The organism is Rhizobacter sp. P2_H2, assembly GCF_056403375.1.
Window position 1 is genome coordinate 1 of the sequence record NZ_JBFUFP010000165.1, and the last position, 7,924, is coordinate 7,924.

Below are 7,924 nucleotides of genomic sequence, written 5' to 3' on the forward strand. Positions count from 1 at the left end.
AGGCCAGATCAAGCGCGACGGCTGGGCGATGGAGTGCCGCATCAACGCCGAAGACCCGTTCCGCAACTTCCTGCCGTCGACCGGCCGGCTGGTGCGCTACCTGCCGCCGGCCCAACAAGGCGGCGTGCGCGTGGACACCGGCGTCAGCGAGGGCGGCGAGATCCCGATGTTCTACGACTCGATGATCGCGAAGCTGATCGTGCACGGCCGCGACCGCGCCGACGCGATCGCGAAGATGCGCGAGGCGCTGAACGGCTTCGCGATCCGCGGCATCAACTCGAACATCCCGTTCCAGGCGGCGCTGCTCGCGCACCCGAAGTTCGTCGCCGGCGACTTCAATACCGGCTTCATCGCCGAGCATTTCCCGAAGGGCTTCTCGGCCGAACTGGTGACGCCTGCCGATCCGCTGTTCCTGCGCGCGCTGGCGGCGGTGGCAAACCGCCAGCACCTGGAGCGCGCGGCGCGCATCAGCGGGCAGATGCCGGGGCACGAGTTCCAGGTGGGCGATGCCTTCGTCGTCGTCGTGCCGCTGGGCGAAGGGCGCAGCGAGCGCACCGCGCTGACGGTGCGGCCGCAAGGGGGCGCTTACGACGTGCGCATCGGCGACGCGCAGTACCTGATCGAGTTCGATTCGAACCTGCGCGACCTGGTGATCCACGGGCACTGCAACGGCAAGCCCTTTGTCGCGCAGATCGAGCGGCTGGGGCTGCCGTACCGCGTCTCGCACGACGGCGCGGCCATCGAGGCGCGCGTGCTGGCGCCGCGCGTGGCCGAACTGCAGGCGCTGATGCCGTTCAAGGCGCCGCCGGACCTGTCCAAGTTCCTGCTGTCGCCGATGCCAGGGCTGCTGGTCGACGTGGCGGTGACACCGGGCCAGCAGGTGCGCGCCGGCGAGCGTCTCGCGACGATCGAGGCGATGAAGATGGAGAACATCCTGGTGGCCACGCAAGACGCCGTGGTCGCCGAGGTGTCGGCCGCGAAGGGCGAGAGCCTGGCGGTCGATCAGGTCATCATCCGTTTCGCGTGACGCCATGAGCACAACTCAACGCCCCTTCAAGGTCCTCGGCATCCAGCAGGTCGCGATCGGCGCCGAGCGCAAGGACCGGCTGCGCACGCTGTGGGTCGACATGCTGGGCCTGGAGGTCACCGGCAACTTCGTCAGCGAGCGCGAGAACGTCGATGAAGACATCTGCGCGATGGGGCATGGTGCATTCAAGGTCGAGGTCGACCTGATGCAGCCGCTCGACCTGCAGAAGAAGCCGGCGGTGCACACGACACCGCTGAACCACATCGGGCTGTGGATCGACGACCTGCCGCGCGCGGTCGAGTGGCTCACGGCGAACGGTGTGCGCTTCGCCCCCGGCGGCATCCGCAAGGGCGCGGCCGGCCACGACATCTGCTTCGTCCACCCGAAGAGCAACGATGAATTCCCGGTGGCCGGCGAGGGCGTGCTGATCGAGCTGGTGCAGGCGCCGCCGGAGATCGTCGCGGCGCTCGGCTGACCCCGGGCCCCGGGGCTGGCGCACCGAAGTGCGGCTGGCCTACACTGGGCGCCCGCGGGCTCGGGCGAACGCGGGCGGATCAGGAAGACCAGCCATGGATTCCATTGCCACTTCTGCAGTCGTAGGGGCGAGTCCGGCGAGGCGCTGGCTGCTGACCTGCTTGATCGGGTTCGCGCTGCCCCCCTCGCGCGCCGATGCGGCGCCGGCCCAGGCGGTGCTGCGGCTGGCACGCCTCGAGAACATTCCGGATCAATACGTCGGCGGCGAGATCCTGAAAGCCGTCTACCAGCGCCTGGACATCGCGATCGAGTTCGTCGACCTGCCGGCCAAGAGGGCCCTCGTCGAGTCGAGCCAGGGGCGCGTGGATGGGGAGGTGCACAGGATCCTCGCCGTGCAGAGCGAGTTTCCGTCGTTGCTGCCGGTGCGGGCTTCGATCAACTACATCGAGCCATCGGCCTTCGTGAAGCAGCGCGAACTCCGGATCGACGGCTGGAGCTCGATCGCGCCGTATTCGATCGGCATCGTTCGCGGCGTCGGCTCCTCCGAGCGTGGAACGAGCGGGATGAGCAAGGTCGAAGCGGTCGCGACGATGGAGCAGCTGATGCAGATGCTCGYCAGCGGACGCATCGATGTGGCGGTCTGCGATCGGTTCAGCGGTGTGCTGCTGAACAGGAAGCTGCGCCTCGACGCGGTGGTTCGCCCGTTGTCGCCGGCGCTGGAGCACATCCCGCTGTATCACTTCCTGCACGAGCGGCATCGCGAGCTCGTGCCCCGGGTGGAGAAGGTCRTCCAGGAGATGGAGGCCGGTGGCGAACTGGAACGCCTGCGTCGGGAGATCACGCTTCGCATGCTTCGCGAGGCCGAACGATGAGCGTTGTGTCCACGCCGGCCTGGAGCGGCGTGCGCCATGCCTTGTTCAACGGCAACGGCCTGGCCAAGCGCCTGCTGATTGCGGTGGTCCTGTTCAGCTCGCTGGTGACGACGTTCATCACGGCCGTCGATCTGTATGTCGACTACCGACGCGACTTGCGCGAGATCGACAGCGCGTTCCGCTTCATCGGGTCGAGCTACGCACCGTCGCTCGCGCACAGTGTCTGGCAGTTCGACGCGGAGGCGGTGCAAAGCCAGCTGGAGGGCCTGCTGCGGCTGCCCGACATCGAATCGGCCCGCATCGACGTCGAGGGCCGCACGCGCTGGTCGGTGGTCCGGGCCGAATCGCAGCGGCGCCTGCAGACCTCCGTGCCCCTGATGCATGAGCAAGGCGGAGCCGCCGTCCTCATCGGGACACTGCATGTGACCGCCAGCGTCGATGGCGTGCTCACGCGCATCGGGAGCCGGCTCGTGACCGCGCTGGTCGGCAAYGCCGTCAAGACCGCGCTGGTGGCCGTGTTCCTGCTGCTCGTCTTCCAGTACATGGTGACCCAGCATCTGGCCAAGGTGGCGCGGCATGTTCGCAGCATCGATCCCCTGCACGCGGGGCCCGGCGATCCTCCGCTGGTGCTCGACCGGCATGCCGCCGGCCGCTGGCGTCCGGACGCGCTCGACACCGTCGTCGCGGCCATCAATGCGTTGTCGAACTCGGTGCGGCGGGCGAACCTCGAGGTCCAGGCGTCGCAGGCGCAGCTGGCCGACAGCGAGATGCGCTTGCGCCTCGGCATGGAGGCCGCGTCTGCAGGACTGTGGGAGTGCGACCTGGCCCTGCAGCGGGTCGAAGCCAATGACGAGTGCGCGCGCATCGTCGGCGTCGAGCCCTCGCAGCTGAGGCCGCAGCTCGCGTTCTGGCGCGAGCGCGTCCATCCCGACGACATCGAGGCCGTGGCGGCTGAACTGCGCAGCGATCCGGACCAGCGCACGAAGGCGCTGAGGATCGAGCTGCGGCTCAGGCATGAGCAGTTGGGTTGGCGCTGGGTCGTCCTGCGGGGCCGCATCGTCGAGCGCGACGCGCAGGGGGCGCCGCTGCGCGCGCTGGGAACGGCGATGGACGTCGACGATCGCAAGCGTGCCGAGGCGGCAGTGCGTGCGAGCGAGGCCCGATTGCGTGCGCTGACGGCCCACACGGCGGTGCTGATCTACGAGGTCGATGCGAACGGCCGCACGATCTTCGCCAACCGCGGCGACGATCCGCCGCGGCGGCGCGTTGTCGGGACCCTGGCGCAGGACTGGTATCCGCCTGAGCAAAGGGAACGCTTCAACGGCTACCTGCATGCCGCTTTCACGAGCGGCTCGCGCCAGAGCTTCGAGAGCATGCTGCCCAACGAAGCCGGCGTGCCGCGTCACTACGTCATCACGATCGCGCCGATCACCGCGGCAGACGGCGCGCGCAGCGTGGCCATCACGGCGCTGGATGTCTCGGAGCTGAAACAGGCCCAGGAGGCGTTGCTCGAGGCCAATCGTCGACTGGAGTCCCGGGTGCTGGAGCGCACCCGGGCGCTGGAAGCGGCACGCGACGAAGCCGAGCGCGCCAATCGCGGGAAGTCGGAGTTTCTCTCGCGCATGAGCCACGAACTGCGCACGCCGATGAACGCCATCCTCGGCTTCGCGCAGCTTCTCGAGATGACCGAGCGCTCGGACAAGCACGGCCACTGGCTTTCCGAGATCCGCCATGCGGGCGATCATCTGCTCGAACTGATCGACGAGCTGCTCGACCTGGCGCGCATCGAGGTCGGCAAGCTGAACGTCCGCCTGGCGCCGGTGGACCTGGATGCCGTCGTTCAAGAGGCCGTGTCGATGTGCCGCGTGGGCGCCGACGCACGGCAGGTGGCGTTGACCGCCGATGCGGGCGGTGACGCGCTGGCGGTCGTCGCCGATCGCACCCGCTTGCGGCAGATCCTGGTGAATTTCCTGTCCAACGCGGTCAAGTACAACCGCGTCGGGGGGCGTGTCGTCGTCCATCGGGATCGCAGCGCCGACGGCCGACGCGTGCGGGTCACCGTCAGCGACACCGGGCCGGGGATCGCGAGCGAAAGGCTGGCGCTGCTCTTCACGCCGTTCGAGCGTCTCGGCCAGGAGGACTCCGATGTGCAGGGTTCGGGCATCGGGCTGGCCTTGTCCAGGCGGCTGGCCGAGCTGATGCACTGCGACGTCGGTGCGGAGTCGGTCGAAGGCGAGGGCTCCCGCTTCTGGATCGAGCTGCCGCTCGCGGCAACGGACATCGAGGCCGCGGTGAGCGCGCCCCTGGCCGTGCAGCGCACGGCGCACCGGACGCTGCGTGTCCTGTACATCGAGGACAACCCGATCAACCTGGCACTGATGCAAGCCGCCTTCGAGGACCGCCCGGACCTGGAGCTGCTGACTGCCCAGGACGGGGCCAGCGGGGTGGCGATGGCCGGCGCCGAGCGGCCCGACGTGATCCTGCTCGACATCCTGCTGCCGCGCATGAGCGGCTTCGAGGTGCTGCAGGAGCTCCGGCGCGATCCGCGGCTGCGGGACACGCCGGTCGTCGCCGTGACCGCGTCGGCCATGGCCCACGACGTGGATCGAGGCAAGGCGGCCGGCTTCGCAGCCTACGTCACGAAGCCGTTCCGGTTCGACGAGTTGCTGGCGCTGGTCGTGACGCTGGGTGCCGGCCGCTGAACGCCGGACGAGCGGATGAAAGCCAGGGCTGCGATCAATTGAATTGCCGCGTCGATGGGCGCGAAAACCCGGGCCGGGTGACATGCCGGCACACACACCGTCAAGGTTTCATCAGGCCTTGTTCATGACAGCCGGCGCGCCGGCCGGTCCAATCGCGGGTTTGGCTGCGGCCAGGATCTTGTGATGACGATGAACACCGATGAACTGCTGGGCGCGGCGGAAGCGCTGGTTTCAGTCAGCGCCCGCTTCACCGAACTGCCGGTGGCCGACGACGACGCAGCGGCCGCATCGCTGCAGTGCATGCTCGCGGGCCTGAYCATGACCAAGCTCGCCAAACACCTGATGGCCGGGGTCGAGCCGCCGGCAGCGCTGCGCCTGGCGGCGCTCGGCACGGCCGGGGTGGATACGCAACGCACCGCCGTCGTGGCGATGCTGGCCCGCCTGATGCGCGACGGCCAGCGATCCGACCTGTGAAGGTGCAGCGCCGCGCGTGACCCGCGCGGCCGCTCAGACCGCCATCGGCGCCGTCAGCGGCGGGTGGTGGTCGTACCCCACCAGCGCGAAATCCGACGGCTCCACTTTCTCGAGCCACTCCGGCTCGTAGCGGCCCGTCTTCGCGAAGTCGGGGATGCGATCGGACAGCTGCAACTGCGGCGCAGCGAACGGCGTGCGCGTCAGCTGCTCGCGCAGCATCCCGACGTGGCTCTCGTAGATGTGCACGTCGCCGATGAAGTAGTTGAACCAGCGCGGCGTGTAGCCGGTGAGCCGACCGACCAGGTGCAGCAGCGCCGCCCCTTCGGTCAGGTTGAACGGCGTGCCCAGGCCCACGTCGTTGCTGCGGATGTACAGGCACAGCGAGATCTCGCGCTTCTCCTGGCTGACCAGGAACTGGTACAGCAGGTGGCAGGGCGGCAGCGYCATCTCGTCGAGCTGGGCCCAGTTCCAGCCGTGGAAGAGGATGCGCCGGCTGCCGGGGTCCTTGATGATCGTGTCCAGGCACTGGCGCAGCTGGTCGACCGCCTTGTACAGCAGCACCCGCTCGGCCTCGCCGTCGTCGTAGACGGCAGTGAACTGGTAGCCGCGCGCCATGGCATCCTCGATCTGCGCCGTCTGCGTCGAATCGATCACCTTGTAGGCCGGCCAGTTGCGCCACTGCACGCCATACACCGGGCCGAGGTCGTCGGCGCCCAGCCGGTATGGGTTGGCCAGCCACTGCGCGTTGTCGTTGGCGTTCTGGTCCCACACCTTGCAGCCCAGTTCGCGGAACTCCGCCGCATTGCGGCTGCCGCGCAGGAAGCCCACCAGCTCGCCGATCGCCGACTTGAACGCCAGCTTCTTCGTCGTCACTGCCGGAAAGCCCTGCTGCAGGTCGAAGCGCAACGAGGCGCCGGGCAGGCTCAGCGTGCGCACGCCGGTGCGGTTGTCCTGCCAGCTGCCGTGGTCGAAGATGCTCTGGACGAGGTCGAGGTACTGTTTCATGGGGGTACTGCCTGCGGAAGGCGCGATTATCGGCGCAACGAAAAACGGGCACCCGAAGGCGCCCGTTCCGTCATGCGAAGAGCGATCAGGACTGCCCCGGCTCGCGCAGGAAGAGTTCCACGCGGCGRTTCTTCGCGCGGCCGGCTTCGGTGCTGTTGTCCGCCACCGGCTCGCGCTCGCCGTGGCCCGCGGTCTCGATGCGGTTCGCGGCCACGCCGCGCGTGCTCAGGTAGTCGCGCACGCTGTGCGCGCGCTCCAGCGACAGCGGGTTGTTGATCGCGTCCGAGCCGGTGTTGTCGGTGTGGCCGACGATGCTCAGGCGCACGTTCGGGTCGTTCTTCAGGCTCTCGGCGAACGGGTCGAGCACGGCGCGCAGCTCGGGCTTGATCGTCGCGCTGCCGGTCGAGAACGACACGTCGTTCGGCACGTTCAGCTTCAGCTGGTTGTCGGCCGTGCGGGTCACCTCGACGCCGGTGCCCTTGGTGGCCTGCTCCATCTGGGCACGGCGTTCTTCCTGGCGCTTCGACCAGATGTTGCCGGCCACCGCGCCGAGCGCGCCGCCGATCACCGCACCGGTGCCGGCCTTGCCGCCGGTCACCTTGCCGAGCACCGCGCCGGCCGCGGCGCCGGCACCGGCGCCGATGGCCGTGCCTTTCTGGGTCTCGCTCATGTTCTGGCAGCCGGCCAGCAGCACGGCGGTGGCGCTGAGCACCACGGCGGCGGATCGGAAGTTGCGGATGTTCATGGTCTTCTCCTGAAAAAGTCTCGCGCGCGAGCGGATTGCGAGTATCGGTCGCGCATGTTGCAGGTGTCTGTCGGTCGTCGGTAACAGTTGATGTCGGCGCGCGCTTACAGATCGAACTGCAGCGCCGCCAGCCGCGCATAGAGCCCGCCGGCAGCCGCGAGTTCCGCATGCGTGCCGGTTTCGACGATGCGCCCGTGTTCCATCACGACGATGCGGTCGGCGCGCTGCACCGTGGCCAGGCGGTGCGCGATCACGAGCGTCGTGCGATCCTTCATCGCCGATTCGAGCGCGGCCTGCACCATGCGCTCGCTCTCGGCATCGAGCGCGCTGGTGGCCTCGTCGAGCAGCAGCAGCGGCGGGTTCTTCAGCATCGCCCGCGCGATGCTGATGCGCTGGCGCTGCCCGCCCGACAGCCGCACGCCGCGCTCGCCGAGGAAGGTCTGGTAGCCCTCGGGCAGCGCGCTGATGAAGTCGTGCGCGAATGCGGCGCGGGCGGCGGCGATCACCTCGTCGTCGCTGGCCTCGGGGCGGCCGTAGCGGATGTTCTCCAGCGCATTGGCCGAGAAGATCACGCTGTCCTGCGGCACGATGCCGATGCGCTGGCGCAGCGACTGCAGTGCGGTGT

The 7,924-nt window shown here is 68.8% G+C and carries 8 protein-coding genes; 5 read left to right on the forward strand and 3 right to left on the reverse strand.

Going from position 1 to position 7,924, the window contains the following annotated elements; all coding sequences use genetic code 11:
* The 5 genes from AC1D15_RS11695 to AC1D15_RS11715 all read left to right on the forward strand — a co-directional run.
* On the forward strand, positions 1-1,027 hold a 1,027-nt coding region (locus AC1D15_RS11695), incomplete at its 5' end, for a biotin/lipoyl-containing protein (protein ID WP_477826105.1).
* Between the two features lie 4 nt (positions 1,028-1,031).
* Positions 1,032-1,502: a VOC family protein gene (locus tag AC1D15_RS11700; protein WP_465111782.1), complete on the forward strand. Its 471-nt coding sequence runs from the start codon at positions 1,032-1,034 to the stop codon at positions 1,500-1,502.
* A gap of 28 nt (positions 1,503-1,530) precedes the next feature.
* The gene (locus tag AC1D15_RS11705; protein WP_477826106.1) at positions 1,531-2,373 is read left to right on the forward strand and encodes a substrate-binding periplasmic protein; all 843 of its coding nucleotides are present in this window, start codon (positions 1,531-1,533) and stop codon (positions 2,371-2,373) included.
* The gene (locus AC1D15_RS11710; RefSeq protein ID WP_477826107.1) at positions 2,370-5,075 is read left to right on the forward strand and encodes an ATP-binding protein; all 2,706 of its coding nucleotides are present in this window, start codon (positions 2,370-2,372) and stop codon (positions 5,073-5,075) included. Before AC1D15_RS11705 ends, AC1D15_RS11710 begins: the two co-directional genes overlap by 4 nt.
* A gap of 183 nt (positions 5,076-5,258) precedes the next feature.
* Entirely contained in the window at positions 5,259-5,549 is a 291-nt protein-coding gene (locus AC1D15_RS11715) for a hypothetical protein (protein WP_477826108.1), read from the forward strand.
* 33 nt (positions 5,550-5,582) lie between these two features.
* On the opposite strand, the gene AC1D15_RS11720 is transcribed toward AC1D15_RS11715, so the two are convergent.
* The 3 genes from AC1D15_RS11720 to AC1D15_RS11730 form a co-directional block, all read right to left on the reverse strand.
* Positions 5,583-6,554: a thymidylate synthase gene (locus AC1D15_RS11720; RefSeq protein ID WP_477826109.1), complete on the reverse strand. Its 972-nt coding sequence runs from the start codon at positions 6,552-6,554 to the stop codon at positions 5,583-5,585.
* A gap of 85 nt (positions 6,555-6,639) precedes the next feature.
* Positions 6,640-7,299 carry a YiaD family glycine zipper/OmpA-like lipoprotein gene (locus AC1D15_RS11725; protein ID WP_477826110.1) on the reverse strand — a complete coding sequence of 220 codons (660 nt, stop codon included), beginning with the start codon at positions 7,297-7,299 and terminating at the stop codon, positions 6,640-6,642.
* Positions 7,300-7,403: 104 nt separating this feature from the next.
* Positions 7,404-7,924: ABC transporter ATP-binding protein (locus tag AC1D15_RS11730; RefSeq protein ID WP_477826111.1), on the reverse strand; the 521-nt coding region annotated here is incomplete at its 5' end.